Source organism: Bradyrhizobium australafricanum, from assembly GCF_020329495.1.
Taxonomy (GTDB): domain Bacteria; phylum Pseudomonadota; class Alphaproteobacteria; order Rhizobiales; family Xanthobacteraceae; genus Bradyrhizobium; species Bradyrhizobium australafricanum.
Map to the genome: position 1 here is coordinate 1 of NZ_JAGKJL010000096.1, position 20,031 is coordinate 20,031.

Annotated in this window: 17 protein-coding genes and 7 pseudogenes; 12 read left to right on the plus strand and 12 right to left on the minus strand. The window is 61.9% G+C overall.

What is annotated here, in order from left to right; all coding sequences use genetic code 11:
* Positions 1-189 (plus strand): ATP-binding protein (locus J6525_RS42735; RefSeq protein WP_170991852.1); only part of this gene is annotated, 189 nt, incomplete at its 5' end.
* Between the two features lie 68 nt (positions 190-257).
* Here J6525_RS42735 and J6525_RS42740 read toward each other — a convergent pair.
* Positions 258-950: a reverse transcriptase domain-containing protein gene (locus tag J6525_RS42740; RefSeq protein WP_225649161.1), complete on the minus strand. Its 693-nt coding sequence runs from the start codon at positions 948-950 to the stop codon at positions 258-260.
* Positions 951-1,921: 971 nt separating this feature from the next.
* Here J6525_RS42740 and J6525_RS47755 point away from each other — a divergent pair.
* The 5 genes and pseudogenes from J6525_RS47755 to J6525_RS42765 form a co-directional block, all read left to right on the plus strand.
* Positions 1,922-2,041, plus strand: a pseudogene (locus tag J6525_RS47755) (IS66 family transposase); the annotation flags it as partial.
* 149 nt (positions 2,042-2,190) lie between these two features.
* The gene (locus J6525_RS42750) at positions 2,191-3,432 is read left to right on the plus strand and encodes a tyrosine-type recombinase/integrase (RefSeq protein ID WP_225649162.1); all 1,242 of its coding nucleotides are present in this window, start codon (positions 2,191-2,193) and stop codon (positions 3,430-3,432) included.
* Positions 3,429-4,364: a tyrosine-type recombinase/integrase gene (locus J6525_RS42755; RefSeq protein WP_225649163.1), complete on the plus strand. Its 936-nt coding sequence runs from the start codon at positions 3,429-3,431 to the stop codon at positions 4,362-4,364. Before J6525_RS42750 ends, J6525_RS42755 begins: the two co-directional genes overlap by 4 nt.
* The gene (locus tag J6525_RS42760) at positions 4,337-5,200 is read left to right on the plus strand and encodes a tyrosine-type recombinase/integrase (RefSeq protein WP_225649164.1); all 864 of its coding nucleotides are present in this window, start codon (positions 4,337-4,339) and stop codon (positions 5,198-5,200) included. Before J6525_RS42755 ends, J6525_RS42760 begins: the two co-directional genes overlap by 28 nt.
* Positions 5,201-5,313: 113 nt before the next feature.
* Positions 5,314-5,433: pseudogene (locus J6525_RS42765) on the plus strand (transposase domain-containing protein); the annotation flags it as partial.
* A gap of 145 nt (positions 5,434-5,578) precedes the next feature.
* Here J6525_RS42765 and J6525_RS42770 read toward each other — a convergent pair.
* The 5 genes and pseudogenes from J6525_RS42770 to J6525_RS47145 all read right to left on the minus strand — a co-directional run.
* Positions 5,579-6,351: pseudogene (locus J6525_RS42770) on the minus strand (transposase); the annotation flags it as partial.
* A 173-nt stretch (positions 6,352-6,524) separates the two neighbouring features.
* Positions 6,525-7,619, minus strand: coding sequence for a cysteine protease StiP domain-containing protein (locus tag J6525_RS42775; protein ID WP_225649165.1), 1,095 nt, complete (start codon positions 7,617-7,619; stop codon positions 6,525-6,527).
* Positions 7,609-8,358, minus strand: a complete 750-nt coding sequence (locus tag J6525_RS42780; RefSeq protein WP_225649166.1) for an HAD family hydrolase — start codon at positions 8,356-8,358, stop codon at positions 7,609-7,611. The genes J6525_RS42775 and J6525_RS42780 overlap by 11 nt, the downstream gene beginning before the upstream one ends.
* Positions 8,355-9,458 carry a phosphoribosyltransferase domain-containing protein gene (locus J6525_RS42785; RefSeq protein ID WP_225649167.1) on the minus strand — a complete coding sequence of 368 codons (1,104 nt, stop codon included), beginning with the start codon at positions 9,456-9,458 and terminating at the stop codon, positions 8,355-8,357. The genes J6525_RS42780 and J6525_RS42785 overlap by 4 nt, the downstream gene beginning before the upstream one ends.
* Positions 9,452-9,577, minus strand: a complete 126-nt coding sequence (locus J6525_RS47145) for a hypothetical protein (protein ID WP_259245253.1) — start codon at positions 9,575-9,577, stop codon at positions 9,452-9,454. Before J6525_RS47145 ends, J6525_RS42785 begins: the two co-directional genes overlap by 7 nt.
* A gap of 603 nt (positions 9,578-10,180) precedes the next feature.
* Between J6525_RS47145 and J6525_RS42790 the strand changes: the two genes are divergently transcribed.
* Together J6525_RS42790 and J6525_RS42795 are read left to right on the plus strand one after the other, a co-directional pair.
* Entirely contained in the window at positions 10,181-10,387 is a 207-nt protein-coding gene (locus tag J6525_RS42790; protein ID WP_225649168.1) for a cold-shock protein, read from the plus strand.
* A gap of 100 nt (positions 10,388-10,487) precedes the next feature.
* Positions 10,488-10,908: pseudogene (locus J6525_RS42795) on the plus strand (transposase); the annotation flags it as partial.
* Between the two features lie 789 nt (positions 10,909-11,697).
* Here J6525_RS42795 and J6525_RS47760 read toward each other — a convergent pair.
* The 4 genes and pseudogenes from J6525_RS47760 to J6525_RS42820 form a co-directional block, all read right to left on the minus strand.
* On the minus strand, positions 11,698-11,907 hold the full coding sequence (locus tag J6525_RS47760; RefSeq protein WP_376708646.1) for a transposase: 210 nt from the start codon (positions 11,905-11,907) through the stop codon (positions 11,698-11,700).
* A gap of 144 nt (positions 11,908-12,051) precedes the next feature.
* Positions 12,052-12,309 (minus strand): hypothetical protein, encoded by a 258-nt coding sequence (locus J6525_RS42805; protein ID WP_141343417.1) that lies wholly within the window; start codon positions 12,307-12,309, stop codon positions 12,052-12,054.
* A gap of 435 nt (positions 12,310-12,744) precedes the next feature.
* Entirely contained in the window at positions 12,745-13,248 is a 504-nt protein-coding gene (locus J6525_RS42815; RefSeq protein ID WP_225649172.1) for a hypothetical protein, read from the minus strand.
* Between the two features lie 80 nt (positions 13,249-13,328).
* Positions 13,329-13,793: pseudogene (locus tag J6525_RS42820) on the minus strand (transposase family protein); the annotation flags it as partial.
* 862 nt (positions 13,794-14,655) lie between these two features.
* Between J6525_RS42820 and J6525_RS42825 the strand changes: the two are divergent.
* From J6525_RS42825 to J6525_RS42835, 3 genes are all read left to right on the plus strand, one after another.
* Positions 14,656-15,936 (plus strand): outer membrane protein, encoded by a 1,281-nt coding sequence (locus J6525_RS42825; protein WP_225649169.1) that lies wholly within the window; start codon positions 14,656-14,658, stop codon positions 15,934-15,936.
* 56 nt (positions 15,937-15,992) lie between these two features.
* Positions 15,993-16,328 carry a hypothetical protein gene (locus J6525_RS42830; RefSeq protein WP_225649170.1) on the plus strand — a complete coding sequence of 112 codons (336 nt, stop codon included), beginning with the start codon at positions 15,993-15,995 and terminating at the stop codon, positions 16,326-16,328.
* Between the two features lie 521 nt (positions 16,329-16,849).
* Positions 16,850-17,002, plus strand: coding sequence for a hypothetical protein (locus J6525_RS42835; RefSeq protein ID WP_210254774.1), 153 nt, complete (start codon positions 16,850-16,852; stop codon positions 17,000-17,002).
* Between the two features lie 372 nt (positions 17,003-17,374).
* Here J6525_RS42835 and J6525_RS42840 read toward each other — a convergent pair whose 3' ends face one another.
* Both J6525_RS42840 and J6525_RS42845 read right to left on the minus strand, forming a co-directional pair.
* On the minus strand, positions 17,375-18,574 hold the full coding sequence (locus J6525_RS42840) for an IS91 family transposase (protein WP_225649171.1): 1,200 nt from the start codon (positions 18,572-18,574) through the stop codon (positions 17,375-17,377).
* 8 nt (positions 18,575-18,582) lie between these two features.
* A pseudogene (locus tag J6525_RS42845) lies at positions 18,583-19,457 on the minus strand (tyrosine-type recombinase/integrase).
* 277 nt (positions 19,458-19,734) lie between these two features.
* Between J6525_RS42845 and J6525_RS42850 the strand changes: the two are divergent.
* Positions 19,735-20,031, plus strand: a pseudogene (locus J6525_RS42850) (DDE-type integrase/transposase/recombinase); the annotation flags it as partial.

Here is a 20,031-nt window from a genome sequence, read left to right on the forward strand (position 1 = left end):
TTGATTACCGCTCAGCTGCCCGTTGCCCAATGGCACGACATGATCGGCGAGCCAACCATCGCAGATGCTATCCTCGACCGGATCATCCACAACTCCCACCGTATCGCCCTCGAAGGCGACAGCATGCGAAGGAAAAAAGCCGCGCGCCCCTTGACCGACGTCGAAAACAGCGAAACGAATACCAACTGACTTCAACAACCAGGCAACCAAAAGCCAGCGCCGCCACGCTGTCCGCGATTTAGCGAAACTGCTGTCCGTCAGTTAGCGAAACCGCTGTCCCGTTTTTGCGAAATACGCAGCGTCTCGAACCGCTGACCCTTTGCTTCGTAGCCCGCCTTCAGCATCTGTTGAATGAGCTTCAACACGCCGCTGTCGGCGATTTGCTTTCCGAGGAGAGCCATGAGTTTCTCGTGATCCACGGACCCGAAGTAGTCTTTCAGGTCCGCATCCACGATCCACTCGTTTCCAGCCTCCACTTCGCGCCAGATCTTGGCCAGGGCATCGGCGGTCTTGCGACCCTTGCGATACCCAAAGCTGCTCGGATCAAAGACCTTCTCAAAGATCGGCTCCAGGCGATTTACCAGCGCCTGCTGGCAGACCCGGTCGTAGACCGAAGGTATGCCGAGAGGTCTTGTCTTGCCGGGAGCCCCTCTTTTCGGAATCTCCAGTCGTCGCACGGCTTGCGGCCGATAGGTCCTCTCTCGGAGCTCGCGATGGAGCCGCTCCAGATTCGCATCCAGCTCGGCCTCAAATTCTCCGATCGTCACCCCATCTGTGCCGCCTGCACCCTGATTGGCGCGAACGCGCTCCCACGCAAGCTTCAAGTTCTTGCGTGAGTAGACTTTGTCCACCAGAGAGTGGACCTTCTGCTTCTGACCTTCGAGCACCAGATGATCGGACAGTCTCCTGGAAGCGTGACGTTCGGGTTTTTCACAAAGGGAACTTTCCATCTTCACGCTCCTTTCTCATCCTCGATGCATCCTCGCTCGATCCGTTCACGAACGTCCTTCCCCGAACCACTCTCGGTTCGCCGTTTCCGGTCACGCGAGTTGTTCGTCTCGCGCTTCAGGTACTACTCCGTTCTCCGACTCCTGCATGAGCCTCGCTTTCCCACTTCGCTTGCGCTTATAGGGTTGCTTACCCGGCTTGATGGGCCGGGACCTATGCAGGTCTCCTGGGGTCACGCATGAATCTTCCGTATCGTGCCGTCAGCAAACACCTTGGTTCGATGGGTGAATGAGTAACGCCTTCGCCCCCATAGTGCGGGCTCGACCTTGCCCCATCTTTGGCCGACCTGTTCATCGTCGGGGTAGCCCCCATTGATTGCAGCCCGATACTTCTCCTCAAACCCTTCGGATTCCGGATCGCTCCGGACACCCTGTCCTCCACCGGCTTCCACCGCTGGCCGGCGAGGCATTACCCCCACCTTTGGATACGGCGCCCCTCATTCGAGCGCCGGAGGGACTTGAACCCTCCTGACTCATGCGCTGCCCAGCGCACACTACGAACCCATCCGCCATCTGCTACCGCCGACGCTGGCCCTCACGGGTTCGTCGTTGGATGTCGGCTTGTGCCCACCCACGGCGGCAGACTTCCCTTGTTGCTCACTGTCCATGTCCCGCGCGTGCTGCCATCACTACCCCGGTGGGACCTTGGGGTGCGTTTCTCGCTCGCTTCCCCCACGGCATCGGCTTTCCCCGTTAGAATGGCGGGTCGGCTCCCACAACGACATTTCGAGGCCTGCTCAATGTTCACTCACGTTGCGGCCCGCGCGGACCGTCGACCCTCGAAAGGGCACATTTTCGGAGTGCTTCAGGTCATTCGTCGCCTCCTGACCCGCCCCGAATACTTCCGGCTGGAGCGAGAGTTAGCCGGCCTGGGTTTCCACCAGGGAGAACAGTGCGCCTTGCAAGGCACACACACCAATGCGGTCGAGCGAGCGATGCGGCCGATCAAGCTCAATGCCAAGAACTCCCTTTTTGCCGGTTGCGACGAAGGTGCCGAGAATTGGGCATTGCTGGCTTCGCTCATTGAGACCTGCCTATGCCGAGCGCGGCATAGGGCCGTTTATGCGGCCCGCCGAACTATGCCGAGTTGGGTCGTTTTCCCCAGATTTCTCGCTAACCGGCGTTTGGTCCGTTCGGCATAGTTCGTTCTGTGCCTCCGCTTTCAACAGCGGAGAACAGGAAGATGGAAGTTGAAGAGTACTTGGGCAGCAGCCGGCTGTACCGGCGTCTCAGAAGCGGGCCGCACGGACAACTCGTCGAGCGCTACGCCACTCATCTCGTCGAAGAGAGGCTCGTTCGGCATGGCGCGTGGCGTTGCCTCAACGTGGTCAGCGGGCTCCTGAGTTGGATCGCCGGCCGTCGCTACAAGCTGGTCAATCTCGATGAACAGGTCGTTGAGCGGTACCTCCGACATCGAGGCGGGAGGCAGTCTATCCAACCCGGTGACCGAGCCGCGCTCAAGCGATGGTTCTCGGTGCTGCGCGCGGAAGGCGCGATCGCGCCGTTGGTGCTACTGCCTCTCACCTCGCACGAACAGATCTTCAAGGAGTTCGATGCCTACCTGCGATCAGAGCGCGGCTTGGCCCCGAGGTCCATCGTCCGCCATCTCCCGGTCATCCGCAGATTCCTGCACGAGGTGTGCCGCGGTGGCGCCGCCGCCCTCTGCAAGATCAGCCAAGAAGACGTGATCCGCTACGTTGAGCGCCACGCCCAGGATTGGAGCCCGGGAACAGGCAAGGCGATGCGCTGGTCGTTGCGCGCCTTTCTTCGTTACCTCCACCATCGGGGGCTGAACGCGCGCCCGTTGGCGGATTGCGTTCCATCGATGCGGCGATGGAAGCTCGCAACTCTGCCGACCTATCTGCCTGCTGCACAGGTGCGGAAGGCTCTCGACGGTTGCGACCGAGAGACGGTGATGGGACGGCGGGACTACGCCATTCTGTTGTTGCTGGCCAAGCTCGGCCTGCGGGCCGACGAGGTCGCGACGCTCACCCTTGATGATATCGACTGGCGCGCCAGCGAGATACTCGTTCGCGCCAAGGGCCGACAGCGTGCACGAATGCCGATACCGCCAGACATTGGCGCGGCCATCGTTGCATATCTGCGCAATGGCCGCCCAAAGTCGTCCTGCCGACGGCTGTTCGTCCGCACACTCGCGCCGCACATCGGGTTTGCTTCCGGATGTGCGATCACCATGATCGCCAAGGCCGCCCTCGATCGCGTTAGAATCGACGGTTGCGCACACCGCGGCGCCCATATCTTCCGACACAGTCTCGCTACCGAGCTTCTCCGATCTGGCGCGCCCTTGTCGGAGATCGGACAGTTGCTGCGGCACGAGAACCACGACACTACCCGGATTTACGCGAAGGTCGATATCGATGCGTTGAGAACATTGAGCCTGCCCTGGCCGGGAGGCGTGCAATGACCAATCTGCGCTCCGCACTCGATAAATACCTGAGCATGCGCAAGGGGTTTGGCTACAAGTACGAGCACCAGACCCGTCGGCTCGCCGACTTCGTCGCCTTCATGGAGAAGCGCAAGGCCAGGATCATCACGACGAAGCTGGCAATGGAATGGGCAACGCTGCCGCCCGATCGTCATGCATCCTGGGCGCTGCGATTGAGCGACGTGCGCGGGTTCGCGCGCCATGTCGCCAACTTCGATCCGAGAACGGAGGTGCCGCCCGTCGGCATGCTGCCCGGATGGAAGCGCGCCAAGCCCTATGTCTACAGCGACGCGGAGATCAATGCGTTGCTGACGGCAGCGCTGGCTCTGCCGCCAGCGGGCGGGCTGCGCCGATGGACCTACCATACCCTGTTCGGGCTGATCGCGGTGACGGGCATGCGTATATCCGAGGCGATGGGCCGGGAGCGTGATGACGTCGACCTCGACGCCGGCGTGCTGACGGTCCGGCTGACCAAGTTCGGCAAGTCGCGGCTCGTGCCATTGCATCCGACGGCGAGAACCGCGCTGCGCGACTACGCCCACCGGCGCGACGCGATGCTCGGATCACGCTGCGGCTCGACCTTCTTCGTTGCCGAACAGGGAGGCCGCTTGCTGCACCAGTACGTTCATCGCGTCTTCTGGCGATTGTCCCGAGAGATCGGGCTGCGGCGCCCAGGTGATCGTACCGGGCCACGCGTGCATGACTTCCGTCATCGCTTCGCCATCCGGACGCTGCTCGACTGGTATCGCGAAGGCAAGGACGTCGAGCAACAACTCCCAGTGCTCTCCACTTACCTCGGCCACGCCTGCGTGCGCGATACTTACTGGTATCTCTCGGCCTGCCCCGAGTTGATGGAAGAAGCGGCGCGGCGTCTCGATCGGCGATGGGAGGTAAGTCCCCATCGGTCCTGACGCTCGCCGATCTGGATGCAACGTTCATCGGCGCGTTCCTCACCGATCTCGAGGTAACGCGCGGCGCCAGTGCGAAGACGCGTAACCTGCGTCTGACGGCCATCCGATCCTTCTTCAGGTTCGTGTCCTTCGAGGAACCGGCACACAGTGCGCTGATCCAGCGCGTGCTCGCCATACCGAGCAAGCGTCACGACAAGCAACAGGTGCACTTCCTGACGCGCCCCGAGATCGAGGCGGTTCTCGCCGCGCCCGATCGAACGACGTGGCTTGGCCGCCGCGATCACACCTTGCTGCTGGTCGCGGCCCAGACGGGCTTACGCCTCTCAGAGCTGACTGGCCTTGACCGGGATGCCGTCCACCTCGGGTCTGGCGCACACGTGCGATGCGTCGGTAAACGGAGGAAGGAGCGGACCACTCCGCTGACCACACTCGCTCGGTGTGCGCTCCAGGCATGGCTCAAGGAACCGTTGCGGAAAGGAGCAACAGCGTTGGTCCCGAACGTGCACGGGGGCCGGCTCAGTGCCGACAGCGTCCAGTCCCTGTTGGGAAAGCATGTTCGTGTCGCTCACAAGAGTTGCCCATCTTTGAAGGCCAAGAGCGTGTCGCCGCACGTGCTGAGGCACAGCGCTGCGATGGAACTGCTGCAAGCCGGCGTCGACTGTTCTGTGATCGCGCTATGGCTCGGTCATGAATCGGTCGAGACGACGCAGACGTACCTGCACGCCCACCTCGCACTCAAGGGAGCTGCCCTGGCGAAGCTCAAGCCGTACGAGCGCGGCAAGCGAACCCGCTTCCAGCCGAACGACCGCCTGCTCGCCTTTCTGGAGGCGCTCTGAACGCCAGACTATGCCGAATGGAGTGGGGCTGCCGTGCACGCAATCGACGCGTGCCAGCGTGACAACGGCGCGCCATACCAAACCCGTTCGGCATAGTTCGGCGGGCGGCATAAACCTGCAAGATGAACGACGTTGATCCGCAAGTCTGGCTCGCTGACGCGTTGGCCAGGCTTCCAGATCACCCCGTCAACAGAGTCGCCGACCTGCTCCCGTGGAATTGGAAGGCGACCTAACAGTCCAAAGCGGCTGCTGCCTGAGGCGCCGCGGCAGACCGGCGCGACTGCCCGGGGTGCTGGCCGAATGCGTGCTTTTTTCTTCCTCCTTTCCCTTTTGCATTCCAGTCATACGCGCTTCCCCAAATCTGGGGCGAGGCGCACGGTAGGTGAAGTCGGTCTGCCAGAGCTGGTTGACGGCCGTCGTCTTGTCCTTGAACTCGTTCGCGGCCTTGATCACCACATAGGCCGGGCTGGTAATGAGGTCATGCGCCTTCAGCAGCCGATAGACCGACGCTTCGGAGACAAAGTACTTTCGTTCGTCGGTGAACCGCACGGCCAACTCGCGTTGCGACAGCTCAGGTAACTCTAGCGCCAGGTCGATAATCTGGCCCCGCACATCGTCCGGGATACCGTTCCAGACCCGGCCTGGTCGAGACCGATGATCGGCCAGCGCCTCCGACGCCTCCCTCGGGGTAGCGATCATACCAGGGATAGAATGTGGCGCGCGGGATCCCGAGCGTGTCCAGTGTGCGCTTGGCCGGAAGGTGCGATTGCTCGACCAAATGGATGATCTCGGCCTTCTCTGAGCCGGGATACCTCATGCCTCGTCCTCCCCATCTCCGTTGATACTTTTTTGAGCAGACGGTTCTCCAGCGTCAGATCGGCTACGGCCTCCTCGCCGGAGGTCGCAGCTCGTGCCGTGTCCCCGGCCAGGCGGCGTTTGCCGGCCTCGAGAAACTCCTTGGACCAGCCGTAATACATCGAGGCGGCAATGCCTTCTCGGCGGCAAAGCTCGGAGATGTTCTCCTCGCTCCGCAATCCTTCCAGCACGATGCGGATCTTCTCTTCCGCCGAATACTGCCGGCGGGTCTGGCGCCGAATGTCCTTTAGCACTTGGTCTGCCGACGCTTTGCCCGGTCCGGATTTCTGTTTCATCTTCGCTCCTGGCGGCTACGATGAACCAGAAATCCTCCCTCCGCAAAATCCCCCTGTTTGTCTCACAGGCCCTGATGGCGAACACGCGCTTGGCGCCGAGCAACGCATCGGCCAGATCCTCGCGGGTGCAGGCATATACAAGGTGGCGCCAAGGGCGAGGGCGGAAACCCGGCTCATGCGTCGTCGCCCAGGCTACGGATAATTGCGACCGCGCGATACTGCGATTCCCCGCCCAGCGTATCGACCGGAATGGCATGCGCGGCGGCGAGATGGAGCAAGTGCCCCACATCGGCGTCCTCGAAATCGCGAACCAGCAGCCGTTCCGGCACCCGCCGCAGCAGGGCGCGCGTCGCTTCGGCTATGCCGGGCTTGATCCGGTTGCGGTCACGCGTTCCGCTTTCCGCCAGCAACTGCCGCATCATCGTCTCGCATTCCTGTTTCAGCGCCGCTCGGCGGGCGCCCTGCCCGTCTACCGGTTGCGGTATCACCGCAGCGGCCAACGGCGCGATCGTGTCCACGAAGGCACGTGAGAGATCAACATTGGCATATTGCGGGTAGGTGACACAGGCGTGGAAATCGCCCGGCCCCACCAACGCGGCGTTGAGGATCGAGCGACTGACCAGGCCCGAAACGATGCCGTTCAGCAAGCCCGAGGCGATCAGATAATCATCCGCCGTCGCGGCGATGTCTGCCTGTCCTGCAGGGTCAGCAATCACGGCTAAGTCCGGTGTGAAGCCAAATGGCGCATTGGCCAGGGCCGCGCGAAGTTCGCCGGCAATCGCGCCCTTGCCGGTCCAGCCATCGACAAACACCGCGTCGCGCGGATCGTGCCGGCCGGCGATATGCGCGAGCGCGACGCGGTCGACACCCCGATCGCGGATAATGCTGATTGAATAATGGGCTGCGCGATGTCCGTGCGCCCGCAAGGTCCGCGCGAGCAAGACGCCGATCGGCGTCCCCGCACGCGCCAGGGAGACGATTACCAGCTCGCGGCCCGGCCTGCGTGCGGCGAGCTGCGCAGCGAGGGTGGCGACATCCTGCGCTAGGCGGGCACCGTTCCGCGCAAGCGCGGCGTGATAGAGGGTTAGATAGCCGTCGTCCGGCACCCTCTCCGGCGCGATCATCTCCGAATAGTGGTGGCGGCCGGACTGGATCGCCGCCTCCTTTTCGGCGACGGAAGTCGGGGCCATTACCACTGGCTTGAGCAGGAAGGTGACGTCGGCCGGGTCGTAGCTGCCCGAGAACGGGGCCGCGACCTCAGTCCGCATGGAACATGCCGCCGGCCAGCTGCGAACGGGTGGGCATCATGGCGAAATCGCAAAGGCCCATGAAGGGCGCATCGGTGCGGCTGTCGCCGATGCCGATCACCGGCGCATCAGGGAAGCGTGCGCGGAGGCCGGGTAGGATATATGCCACCGCATGGGCCTTGCCGAGATAGGGTGGCGTCAGCGCCACGTTGTTGCCGTTGCGGTGGTCCGTCCAGCCCTTGGGCAAGGACGGCACGGCAGCGTCGACCACCGCAAAAAGTGCCGCGGCATCCGCATCTTCATGCTTGGCCACGGTGAAAAGCGGCAGCGCGTCCTCGACCAGCACACGGGCGTTGACCGCGATGCCGCGGTCGCGCGCCATGCGCCTGATCGCCTCCGCCAGGCCAGCAAGCTGCGAACCGAAGGGCGCGGCGCGGTCGGCGATCGTCGCAGCCCAGTCCAGGTCGACCTGACCGCTGTCATCCAGCACGACGCCGCCATGCGCGCACACCGCTGCGCGGAATGGAATGCGCGCCCGCCGCAATGCGTCCAGGCTGCGGGCGGTGACGGGGACGAGATGCGTCGTATCGGCCAGCCATTCCAGGAACTGCATCTGCCGCGGGGTCGCATAGCTCAGCGGCGATCCGTCGCGCGCGAAGCCCAGCGGCGTCAACCGGTCGGCCGGCAAATCGGGCGGGCATTTGCGCAGCGTCTGGAACAGCGTGTCGTCCAGATCGACCAGGGCGATGGTGCGCGTCATGCCGTCCAGCCGATCAGTTCGGCACGGAGAGCGGCAATCAGCCCGGGGTCGATTGTCGCCGCGCCGGTCTCATGCGCGATCCAGTTCGCGCGTCCATCGACGCGGTCGGCATTGTAGAGGTAATTGGGCACGCCCGTTCCATAATTGTCCGCAAAGCGGAGCTTAGTCGCCATCGCGGCACCGGGGAGTGCGGGGCTTCGGCCGGTCGCCTGCACGACGACATCATGCCCTTCTTCTGCGAGGCGTTCCGCCAGCAGGAAGGGGGGATAGGTGAACTCGCCGGTTCCGATGATCCGCAGTGGGCCGAGGATCTCGGGCACAGCGGTATCGGGTTCGGGCACGACGGGCCGGTCGAGTCCCAGCCGACCGAAATTACGATGCGTCGCCATGCGCCCGAGTGAAGCGGCAGCGGTATCGAACGCGCTGTTGAGCACCGTCGTCGTCTCCTGCGTCCACTCCGTGCGTCCGCGCAGCAGCGACGCGATGCACGTGGGACGCGGCATGCGTGCTTGCCACGCCTTGCCGGCCGACCAGTCGGTCAGCGTCGCTACCGCCATCGCTTCGATCCGCGGCCAAGCAGTGGCGAGCCCCTGGGCAAGGTTGCAAAGGGTCGTTCCTGTCGAGATCTCGTCGTCGACCAATACCAGTGATCGCGGCTCCGGAAGCGCCGGCCTGTAGATCAGATGCGCGGAGGCATGGCTGTGCGGTTCTTCGAAGCGGCACAGCAACGGATGATCCAGTTGCTGTCGCGTCGAATGCAGGAAGTAGATGTCGACCCGGCCCGTTGCGAGGCGAAATTCCTCGTGCACCGTCTGGGCAAGGCACACGGCGGTCTCGGCCAGGCCGACGACGAGCACCGGCCCCGGCAGATCGTCAGGAAGCCGCGCCGCGAGATCGCGGGCGCTCTGCCGCATCATCTGCGGCGTGGCGGGCAAATAGCGCCCTAGGACGCGGGATACGACCAGGAACCCCCGCCGCGGATTTTCGCGCGCCGCAAACGCGCAAAGGCTGTCCAGCGGCCAGGCCGCCTCGTCCACGGCGATATCGAGCCGGCCCGTAGCCAACTGGATCGACTGGGTCTTGTGGGCGGCGGTCAACATTCGCAGGTGACGCGAGCGATCATGTCGCGGGCTTGGCGGACCACGTCTGCGCGGCCAAGCAGCCGCGCTTCGTGCGCCATCTGCGGCTCAATGCCAAACGAATCGAGGAAACTGAGCATCAAGTAGGCTCCACAGTGCTTGAGCGATAGCTCGCGATCCCCACAACGGCGATTGCAGGATTTGCTACCAGTACTAATGCGCGTTTTTCCCCGGCAGGGATCTGGGACCTAACTAGCAATGAGTGTGCCACCAGAGAATTTGCGCAGTGAATGCTTCAATAGAGATAGAAAGGTGAGCCTCGCCGGTGCGGGTCCAGAGGCTCAGCGTCGAGTTGCGGACGTTGAGTGATCGACCTGGCACTGGTACAGATGAATACGACGACACCGGCATCAACTTGCTGCGCGACCGGTCTAAGACAACCGGTTATATGCGAGCTAATCGGGTCGAGCACTTTCAACCGCAGCACACGGCGCTCGCATCATGCCGTTCCAGAACCTACCGACCCCGCCGTGTGCTGCCTTCGCGTAATCCCATCTGATTGAGCTAGCCTGAGAATGTTGGCAGTCGCACGCGGTTGTCAGCTTTGCGTCCATTGTCGTCGACCCGATGCTCGCCATCCCTGTAGGATCAGCATTTTCGTTCCTGCACGCCGGTTGCTCTGTTTCTCGGCACCATTACCCACCAGCGCTCGGACTGGGCGCGGCGGCAAAAGGAGTGAGCGTATGGCAACAGGTACTGTGAAGTGGTTTAATGATCAAAAAGGGTACGGATTTATCGCTCCAGATGACGGCGGAAACGACATTTTTGTTCACATAAGCGCCGTAGAACGCGCTGGACTCTCTGGTTTGGCAGAAGGCCAAAAGGTTTCTTACGAAGTCAAAGTCGACCCCAAGCGTGGCAAGAGCAGCGCTGAAAACCTGCGGGTCTGATCAGGTCCGCCGGTGATAGGTCTCCGGCAAAAATTGCCAAGACGAGCAGGGAGCTATCGCTGAAAGTTGGTGTCGGCGGGAATCGGAAAGGCGGCATATCATGGGGGTGCTTGACGCCTCCACTTCTCCACCGAAGGAGCGATATGCCGTATCCAAAGATAACATCATCAAGCTGATTCAGCCAGGAAACGTCGACGATAAACTCACCGAAATCTTGCGCAATGGGGCGCGTGCTCTGTTGGCCCAGGCGGTCGAGGCCGAGGTCGCGGACTTTCTCGGCAAGCATGCCGATTTGAAGACCGCGGACGGCCACCAGCGCGCCGTGCGCCACGGTGACCTGCCGGAACGTGAGGTGATGACCGGTATCGGTCCGGTCGCGGTCCGCCAGCCGCGTGTACGCGATCGCGAGGCGGACGCTACCGACCCCGACCGCATCCGGTTCTCTCCGTCCGATCCTGCCGCCCTACATGCGCCGCTCGAAATCGATCGAGACGCTGCTGCCGATCCTTTACCTGAAGGGCAAACGCGCGTTGCAGGAGATCGGGATGGCCGACTGCCTGAGCAAGGATCGGGACACCCTGCTGGCGTTCCACGACTTGCCGGCCGAGCACTGGAAACACCTGTGGACGACGGATGAGATGGACAAGCGATTTCTTCATGGCCGAGACGATGATTGCGGAGATTGCTGTAGTCCATTCTTTTGTTCGGCTGCGCTGCGGGCCATTCTTCCGTCCTGGCCACCGACCTCGCAGCCGCCGCGCGCAGGGGCGGTCAAGGCTGGCCGCATCTGCGGCCACCGCAAGGCTTGCCTTGACCGGCCCGAGCACGGCGGCACGCTGGCAGTGGAACGGGACTGCATTCCTGGCTAGAACTTGCCATCAGCCGCGATTATGGTTGTGGGGCGCGGGCGATCTCGTGGCGAAGCGTGACGCGTCGGCTGCAAGCGTCACCGGACCGCCTATTTTGTCCTGCCGAACTGAGGCGCCCGCGCGCCGGGTTTTGGCCTCCGCGGTTTCCATTGCGAGCTTCGCTCCGCCTGGGCGGCAATCAACATCTCACGGTCGCGCAGCGCCTTGATGTTGTAGGCATAGGCTGGTCCACGCCGGCTGCCTTTCTGTTGCGGATGTCCAGCTTGAAGTTGCATCGCGCGGGTCTTGTTCCAGCGCCGGGCGCGCCCACAGGTAATCCTCGCCCTTCGTCAACGAATGCCAGCAGAGCACAGTGAGCTTCCGAGCTGCGATCTGATGGCCGCGCCGGGCGCGGATGCGCACGAAAAAGGCATGCAGTGGACCGGGCGCCTTGGCCGCTGCTCAGGCCGCCTCGACCAGCATGGCGCGTGCATGACTGCGGCCGATCTTGCTGATACGGCCGTGATGGGCGGCTCCCAGTCCCGACTGCCGCACCCGCGGGTTCAGCCCGAAATAGCTCACCAGCTTCTGCGGGCTGTTGAACCGGCTGATGTCGCCGATCGCCGCCACGATTCCGGCGGCGACCGCCAGATTCACACCGGTGATCGTCATCAATAGAGTGCGCGCTCAAACCGCGCGCGATACCATTCTTCGATACGCATGAGGCGCAGGATCGCCGGTCTCTTGCAAGACTTCACCGTGTCACGCTCCTCTTTGGAGATCGTGGCCAACCGCCGGACGGCCGGCGCATGGCGATCATCTGACGTTATAACGTGCGAGTTCTTTTTCCGCTTTCAATCGTGCGCTGGCGGCATCCGATGCCCGAACGGTCATGCTAGGCGACACGCCAGCGAAGTCGTAGTTTACCTGCCACGTATCCAGTGAAACCATGAAGACCTTAGTAATCTCGGCGCGCATCTCCGATCTCCGATCTGTAAAATTTCTTTCAATCACAAATTGGGTGGCCCACGGCAGTTTCGCCAGTGGCAATCTGGCAGCGGCCGCACTTTTCATGAGCCCTAACTCGTGACTACTGCTCGCTCGCCCAGCCATTGCGCAACAGATGCTTGTAGCCTTGATTGACCATGCACTTCGCGCGGGCGAGATGTGTCTCATAGGCCCGGCGGACGCGCTCCGGTCTCGTTTGGGATTGATGCGCAATACGATCTCCGCGACCTCGCGCCAGTCCGCGCGCTGTGCGTCGGCTTCTAGCAGCCGCAGATAGGTGACAGCGTGCTCTCGATCGTGAGACGCCAAGCTCTCATCGGTAGGGGCGATGTCGCGCGGCGCTCTTTGCATCGGGTTCCACTCCGGTTCGTCACAACCTAGCCTCGCCTCGGGGGTAAGCTTGGCGAGGAGAGTTTCCGAAATTTCGGACTTTAATATTGTAGTAGCTCGCTAGGCTTATAAACTTGGAGCCACGCGTTCAAATCGTGCTCCCGCAACCAACTAACCGAAGCTCCAGGAAGCCCAATCCAGGATCTTGCTTGCTGTGGCCCAAGGATCGTTCCGCAGTTCGGCTAGCGTAAAGCGAATCTCGTGAACTTCCTTCATGTTGCGCCCGCGTCCTCCAAAAATGCCAGTAACGACTTCGGGCGGCCCAGGGTAAATCTCGACGACCGCACGGCGCCAGCCGGCATGACCGAGTAAACGTCCGGTGTGGTCATAAGCCCAAACCGCGAGCTTGGGCAGGCCATCGGTCGTAGTAGGCTTTGTCACATAGAGCGAGGTGCTGTCGGAGATGTTATCCGGTGGCCGGTGATCTCGGCCAATGGTCACGACGCGGTCGTGCTCCCGTAAACTGAATTTCACGACCAATGTGAGCGCAGACAGTAAGAGTTTGGCCGGGCCGTCTTCCTCGGTGGTCTCGAAGATGTCGGCGATTGTCTCGGCCGCCCGCGCCAAAGCAGCGGCGGCGAGCCGCTCAAGTCCTTCATTTTCGTCTTGTTCCATGCGGCGACAATATAGACGTTGGCGAACGAAAAACACCCCTCGGATATGGAGGGAGCCGGTAAACTCAGACGCTGTAACCAGATGGCGACGTAGAGGTAGAGCTTGCCTTCAGCGGTCTGGAGCTCAGCGATGTCGATGTGGAAATAGCCGATCGGATAGGCCTTGAACTTCTTCTTCGAGGGCTTGCCGCCTTCGACCTCCGGCAATCGGCTGATGCCGTGGCGCTGGAGGCAGCGATGCAGGGATGACCGCGTCAGATGCGGGATGGTCGGCTGCAGCGCATAGAGGCAATCGTCGAGTGGCAGCAGCGTGTGCCGTCGGAAAGCGACGATGATCGCCTCCTCCTCGATGGAAAGGACAGTCGACTTGGCTTCCTTGGGGCCAGTCGAACGATCAGCGACGGTCTCGCGCTGCTTCCACTTCGCGACAGTCTTCTGGTTGATCCCGTAGCGCTTGGCGAGGCCTCTCAGGCTCTCTTGACTATTTTGTATTACTCGACGGACAGCCTCCGTCGTGGTGGCGCAGCCGTGTAGAACTTGTCCCATAGCGCATCCTTCGAATCGTGCGATAAGAATGCACCATCAAAGCTTGGGACTAAACACCTAGGGCTCAGCAGGTCTCGCTCAGCGATGTCGTCCGAAGGCAATCGGAAGCGTCATAACTCAGGTCCCCGACCACGGGTCACAAGAGTATCACATAAGGGCTGGAGCGAAGCCAGTTGATCTGCCGGTGAAGACCGCCGACCAAGTACGGGCTGGTGGTCAATCGAAAACCGCCAAGGCGCTCGGCCTCGATCCGCCGGCATCGGTGCTCGCCCGCCGAGTGATCGAATAGGGATTGCTTTGCTGCGATGCATGAGCCCGAGAATGGCCCGCGACTGACCTTAGCTCAGAGCCCGCAAGCTGCCGAGGGCTGCCTTTGACCCGCAGCCACCTTGGATGTCGCGCCGCTTCCGACAATCGAATGCGATTATCACTGGCTGGTGTTGAAATCACCCAGAAGCTGCACAAGTAACCGCGGCAGCCACGCGGAGCATAAACGCCGTGCATCAGGCACGGCCCGCACATTGGCGCGCCATAGAAAACCGTTCAAAAGGCGGCTTCCTGCTGCGCAACGTCCTGTGGGACGCTAGCAGCGCCGGTTGTCGGCCTTGAGACAATGTAAGCAGCTTGACACTACACACTCTTCCGGAGTGCCGGCAGAACCCGCAATTCCATTCGGCACGCAGCTTGCTTCGTCACGGCATCATCACCAATCGCAGTGCGATGGTCTTCGGGGCGGACACGGCCTGCGTCGCGGTTAGCGTCTGGTCCGCCCCGACGGTTTGCTGCTGCGATAAGTTAAGGGCGATCGGTCGTGGACCGAGATAATGCAGGGACGTGTTGGATGCGAGCTGGAGTTCTTCTGTTGGGAGCCACGACAATTGCGCTCGTCGCGAGCGGTGTAGCTAATTCGGCAGACCTTGAGCCAGAAGTGAAACTGCCACCGGCGGTGTGGGACTGGTCCGGAGGCTATATTGGCGGGCACGTCGGCGGAGGCTACGGACAGACCTCCTTCAGCAATCCCTACGGTCCGTCCATCTATGGCGATGTCGTCGACACTCCAGTGTTTCTCGCCGGTGGCCAGATCGGCTACAATTGGCAGACGAACAACCGGGTGTTTGGTGTCGAACTCGAGGCCAGCGGTGCCGTCTCCGACGGCACCAATACCTGCCTCGCTGCGTCCGGCTTTGTCGTGAGCGCAAACTGCAAGGCAGGTCCCAACGTCTCTGCCACCGGGACCGGTCGCATCGGTTACGCGTTTGGCGTGCTGGGCCGCACGCTGGCCTATCTCAAGGGAGGCATCGCTTGGCAAAACAATCGGGGCGACGTCTTCAATAACTACGAGTTTGGCGATCGGCCACAGGAGAAAGCCCATTTCGACTATGGTCGCGTCGGTGCCACCATCGGGCTGGGCGTCGAGCAAGCGCTTACGCCTGCATGGTCGGTTAAAGCTGAGTATAACTATCTGCATTTCGGCGGGCCGAGCGTCGCAACGCCTCCGACGGTGCAGGATCCGCCGTTCGCAATTCTTCCGGCGAACACAACCAGCCTCTCCAGCAACTATCACATCGGAAAGATCGGCTTGAACTACCATTTTGGCGCCGACCCGTGGACGGCGCAAGGGTCCGATGCGCGGCTGTACGCGAAAGCACCCGCCGGCGCGCCGATTGCTTACACGGCCGGTTGGTCGTTCGAAGGCGGCTCTCGGCTCTGGCTCAGCCGAGGAAGATTCCAATGGGATCACAGTGCTGCTGATAAACCTACCGACCCAAGCATTCTCATATCGAGGCTCACCTATCACGGACTGGACGGACTTTCCGGGGAATTATTTGGCCGTCTTGACAGCCCCTGGGGAGTATTCCTGAAAAGCAATATTGGCATCGGACGCTCAACACAGGAAACATCAACAATGAAGATTGGGGCATCGAACGCGGGTTGTCCTACATCAACAACGTATCAAGCCAGGCAAACGGAACATTCACGTACTACACGGCTGATGCCGGATACGATTTCCTGCACAGCGCCAACTACAAGATCGGCGCATTCATCGGCTGGACCTCTTACGGCCAGAGCTCCGATTCGACGGGATGCGTCCAGATCGCCAACCCAATGTTTGCATGCTTGTCGCCCGGCGACGACAGGATAATTGGCAGCCAGAATACCCAGTGGAATGCACCTCGTCTCGGCCTGAGCGCCGAAACGATGCTGACCGAGCGCTGGCGCTTAAACACCGATGTCGCCTACCTGCCCTGGACCGATTTCAGCGGTCGTGACCACCATCTCTTGCGCCCGACGACCACCTTCAATGATCAACGCGGGAATGGTGGCGGGGGTGTACAGGTTGAAGGCGTGTTGTCCTACTTTATCACTTGCAATTTCAGCGTCGGCGTCGGTGGCCGTTATTGGGCAATGTGGACAAAAAAGGACAGCGAGTCCGCGTGCAGCGGCTGCATTGGCCCGGGCACGATCACTGGGCCAGGGAAGTACAACATGGAGCGCTGGGGGACGTTCTTTCAGGGCAGCTACAAGTTCAATTGAAAAGCCGCACTGTAGCCAGCCTCCAGACTCTCTTCACGACCGCAACGATGGGCGCCCCGATGATGAGCCGAACGAGCAATTCTTGAATGAACACCTGCCGCTGGCTTCGTTCCTGTCGCGAGTGATCCAAAACGCACCTCGCCCTAACAACGGATCGATGTGAACTCAGAGCGAAAGGCTGCTTACGCAGACATCCGAAGGGTAGTGGGCACGATCAGCAGAGAACTCATAAGACTGAGTTATAGCAAAAGGCCGGAGCTTTTGAAGGGGAAAGCCGTCCGGATTGTTTGCGGTAGCGGGCGATGGGACATGACCGAGTTTGACGATGACGTTGGACCCGTTCGTTTGTCGACTGGGATGCTCGAATTGTCATTTCAATTACCTGACTGCCGCCTGCGCTGTTCTCTGTGGCCGTCTTAAGCATCTGGGCCTAAGCCCATCCCGCACACGGACGAGGAGCGAATATGAGTTCAGATGTAATCTGCTCTTTTTGTGGAAAGGGGTCGCCGGAGATTATGACGATGATCGTCGCGCCCTCAATGAATGTGCAAGGCCGAGAAATCACAGCTGCTATTTGTGATGAATGCATTCCGGTGTGCGTGCAAGTTATCGCGACCCAACACCCGGAATGGCTGGAACAGCATCGTCAGTTCGTCGCGAGCCTTGGGAGTTGAAGCACGCCTGCCGGGACATGAGGTCTCCTTGTGTGAAGGGTTTCGGATGCCGGCCGCATGACTGACGGCGCGGCACATTCGGCGGCCGGCGTCCGAAAGCCTCCAAGGGAGGAAACCGCGCTTAAGGGAAACGTAGGCGGTGCCGCAGGCGCTATGGGGATTTGACTGCCGCGGGCGAATTGGCTGATTTGAATCGAGCCGATGCAACGAGGTGTTTGAGGGTGAATCGGCTGGCGAATGCGCGGCGGGTGGTGTCGAGCTCGACAAATTGTCGAGCGCGTTGTGGCGGGCGGTGGATATCTGAGCGCGCTCTGCCGTGGCTGGCCGAGAGGCAGCGAGCACTACGAATAGATTTGCAGGACAGCGACGTGGTCATGAGGTGTCGATCCTGATGCGGTTCGTTGGAGCTGTCGGCCGATGCCGTGGCGTACAACCGCGCTCGAAGACCTCGATGATGATCATGCGACCGCCGCAGCATGGGCAAGCCGGCTTGTTGGCGTCGACGGCAGCCGCGGTGGGATTGGCTTCAGGCTTTGCACCGGTGAGCAGCTCGCGGACGCGTGCGATGTTGTCGGCGCAAGCGCCTTTGGCGAACAGGCCGTAATGGCGGATGCGGTGAAGGCCCTTGGGCAGCACGTGGATGAGGAAGCGGCGGATGAACTCGTCTGTGGCGAGCGTCATCTGCCTGTATCGATCGCGGCCCTCGATGCGGTAGTCCTTCCATTTGAAGGTGACGCCCTGCTGGTCGCAAGCGATCAAGCGGCTGTTGGCGATGGCAACCCGGTGGGTGTAGCGCGACAAATAGGCCAGCACCGCCTCCGGTCCACCGAACGGACGCTTTGCATAGACGACCCACTTGGTTTTGCGCAGCGGCGCCAGGAAGGCTGCGAAGCATGGGGTATCAGCGAGCTGGCTGTTGTCGCCAAAGAAGCTCAGGCGGCCGGCTTGATGGGCGGCGACGAGCTTCTGAAGGAACAATCGCCGGAACAGGCGGGAGAGCACGCGCACGGGGAGGAAGAATCCGGGCCGGCAGGACACCCAGCGCTGACCATCGGGCGAGATGCCGCCGCCCGGCACGATCATGTGCACGTGGGGGTGATGGGTCAGCGCCGAGCCCCAGGTGTGCAGCACGGAGGTGATGCCGATCCTGGCCCCCAGATGCTTCGGATCGGCGGCGATCGTCAGCATGGTCTCGGCCGAGACCTTGAACAGCAGGTCGTAGAGGACGGCCTTGTTCTGGTAGGCGATGTCGGCGATCGCTCCTGGGAGTGTGAACACCAGGTGGTAGTACGGCACGGGCAACAGCTCGGCCTCGCGATCGGCGAGCCACTCCTTTGCGGCGGCGCCTTGGCACTTCGGGCAATGCCGGTTGCGGCAGGAGTTGTAGGCGATCGTCGTGTAGGCGCAGTCCGCGCAGCGCGCGACATGGCCGCCGAGCGCCACCGTGCGGCAGCGCTCGATCGCCGACATCACCTTCAACTGGTCGAGGCTGACATGGCCGGCATGGGCTTTGCGCCATGCTACGCCATGGCTGCGGAAAATATCCGCAACCTCCAAGGCCGGGCGCGACACAAGCGCCGTCAGCCGGGCGGTCGGACCTCCTTGAGCTTCAGCGTGATATGCTCCAGCGGGCTCATGACCTCGCTGATCGTCTTGGTGGCGACGCGGGTATAGAGCGCGGTGGTGTCGAGCTTGGCGTGGCCGAGCAGCACCTGGATGACGCGGACGTCGATGTTCTGCTCAAGCAGGTGGGTGGCGAAGCTGTGCCGCAAGGTGTGCAGCGAGACGCGCTTGTTGATCTCCGCCATCTGGGCGGCGGCGTGGCAGGCACGGTTGAGCTGGCGTGTGGTCATTGGCTGGGCCGGGTCACGGCCAGGGAACAGCCAGCCTTGCGGCCGAGCCATCTTCCACAGGCCCGTAGCAGCGCGAGCAGGCTGGGCGACAGCATGACATTGCGGTCCTTGCCGCCCTTGCCCTGCTCGACGCGGATGATCATCCGCTTGCTGTCGATATCGGAGACCTTGAGCGAGACGACCTCGTTGGCACGCAGCCCGGCACCGTAGGCCGCGCTCAGCGCCGCCTTGTATTTGAGCCCCGGTGCGGCATCGAGCAGCCGTGCCACTTCCTCCACGCTCAGTACCACCGGCAGCTTGCGCGGCTCGTGAATGACATGGGTATGCTCGACGATCTCGTGGCGCTTGAGTGTGACCCGAAAGAAGAACCGCAGCGTCGAGACGGTCTGGTTGATGGTCGGCGCGCCAACGCCGCTTGCCGTCAGATGTAGCTGATAGCGGCGCACGTCCTCGAAGGTCGCCGTATCCGGTGATCGCCCGAGAAATGCGGCGAAGTTCTTGACCCTTTGCACGTAGTCATGTTGGGTCTTCGGGGCCAACTTGCGGATCGTCATGTCTTCGATCATGCGCCGGCGCAACGGGCTCATTGCCTCGTCGGTCATGGGGATGCTCCTGTCTCGAGTGAGGTTGTTGCAACCCCTCGATCTCAAGACAGGACGCCCCGTTGCGCTATCGTCTTGGCCGTGCCGCCAGCCGCGGCGTCCTACCGCGCGAGCGGTTTAGTCCACTGGCCCATCTGCGACCTCGCGCAACATCCGTCGCTGTGCCGCTCTTCGATAACAAGCGGACATCGGCTGAGTCAGAACTGCCGCCTTTTCCTCTCGCAGTGTGCCTCTCCCCACTTCGCGTCAGCTTCGAACTTCTTGCACTTAGCAACACTATGGCAGTCCGCGAATCCATGCCGCTCTGACGTCGCAGGGACGCGGCACCAGCCGTGGCCGGATCGAGCGGATGATGCAGCGGCATGGCATCCGAGCCATCATGGCGCCACCACGCCGGGTTCGCACCACCGACAGCCGTCATGACCTGCCGATCGCACCGAACCTGATCATGCGCGACTTCACGGCGCCTGCTCCGAATCGGGTCTGGCTCGCCGACATCACCTACATCCCGACCGCGGAAGGCTGGCTGTACCTGGCGGCCGTGATGGACCTCTTCAGCCGTAAGATCGTCGGC

Excerpts from the sequence above, each read along its gene's own strand:
- J6525_RS42740 (WP_225649161.1), bottom strand. The coding sequence starts at position 950 with ATGGAAAGTTCCCTTTGTGAAAAACCCGAACGTCACGCTTCCAGGAGA.
- J6525_RS42750 (WP_225649162.1), top strand. The coding sequence starts at position 2,191 with ATGGAAGTTGAAGAGTACTTGGGCAGCAGCCGGCTGTACCGGCGTCTC.
- J6525_RS42755 (WP_225649163.1), top strand. The coding sequence starts at position 3,429 with ATGACCAATCTGCGCTCCGCACTCGATAAATACCTGAGCATGCGCAAG.
- J6525_RS42760 (WP_225649164.1), top strand. The coding sequence starts at position 4,337 with ATGGGAGGTAAGTCCCCATCGGTCCTGACGCTCGCCGATCTGGATGCA.
- J6525_RS42775 (WP_225649165.1), bottom strand. The coding sequence starts at position 7,619 with ATGCGGACTGAGGTCGCGGCCCCGTTCTCGGGCAGCTACGACCCGGCC.
- J6525_RS42780 (WP_225649166.1), bottom strand. The coding sequence starts at position 8,358 with ATGACGCGCACCATCGCCCTGGTCGATCTGGACGACACGCTGTTCCAG.
- J6525_RS42785 (WP_225649167.1), bottom strand. The coding sequence starts at position 9,458 with ATGTTGACCGCCGCCCACAAGACCCAGTCGATCCAGTTGGCTACGGGC.
- J6525_RS47145 (WP_259245253.1), bottom strand. The coding sequence starts at position 9,577 with ATGCTCAGTTTCCTCGATTCGTTTGGCATTGAGCCGCAGATGGCGCAC.
- J6525_RS42790 (WP_225649168.1), top strand. The coding sequence starts at position 10,181 with ATGGCAACAGGTACTGTGAAGTGGTTTAATGATCAAAAAGGGTACGGA.
- J6525_RS47760 (WP_376708646.1), bottom strand. The coding sequence starts at position 11,907 with ATGACGATCACCGGTGTGAATCTGGCGGTCGCCGCCGGAATCGTGGCG.
- J6525_RS42805 (WP_141343417.1), bottom strand. The coding sequence starts at position 12,309 with ATGAAAAGTGCGGCCGCTGCCAGATTGCCACTGGCGAAACTGCCGTGG.
- J6525_RS42815 (WP_225649172.1), bottom strand. The coding sequence starts at position 13,248 with ATGGAACAAGACGAAAATGAAGGACTTGAGCGGCTCGCCGCCGCTGCT.
- J6525_RS42830 (WP_225649170.1), top strand. The coding sequence starts at position 15,993 with ATGCTGACCGAGCGCTGGCGCTTAAACACCGATGTCGCCTACCTGCCC.
- J6525_RS42835 (WP_210254774.1), top strand. The coding sequence starts at position 16,850 with ATGATCGTCGCGCCCTCAATGAATGTGCAAGGCCGAGAAATCACAGCT.